Source organism: Acinetobacter sp. GN11, assembly GCF_054823985.1.
In genome coordinates, this window is sequence record NZ_JRVL01000259.1 from 1 (window position 1) to 304 (window position 304).

The 304-nt window shown below is 49.7% G+C and carries 2 tRNA genes; both read right to left on the minus strand.

Annotation, left to right across the window (positions count from 1 at the left end):
* Positions 1 to 33 precede the first annotated feature (33 nt).
* A tRNA-His gene (locus tag NL42_RS17755) sits at positions 34 to 109 on the minus strand.
* Between the two features lie 32 nt (positions 110 to 141).
* Positions 142 to 218: transfer RNA gene (locus tag NL42_RS17760), tRNA-Arg, on the minus strand.
* Between the last annotated feature and the right edge of the window lie 86 nt (positions 219 to 304).

Consider the following 304-nt stretch of genomic DNA (forward strand, 5'->3'; position numbering starts at 1 on the left):
GGTGCACTACCAGGCTGTGCTATGCTCCGAAATTGGGGTGAATGACGGGATTCGAACCCGCGACAACTGGAATCACAATCCAGGGCTCTACCAACTGAGCTACATCCACCATCAAATAGTTCTATGTACCAAGCTACCGAGTGGCGCGCCTGACAGGATTCGAACCTGTGACCATCCGCTTAGAAGGCGGATGCTCTATCCAACTGAGCTACAGGCGCTTAACCGATGATGCTTATCATGCGATACTTCGCCGATCTTAAAATATTATTTTAAGTGGTCGGAGCAGTAGGATTCGAACCTACGA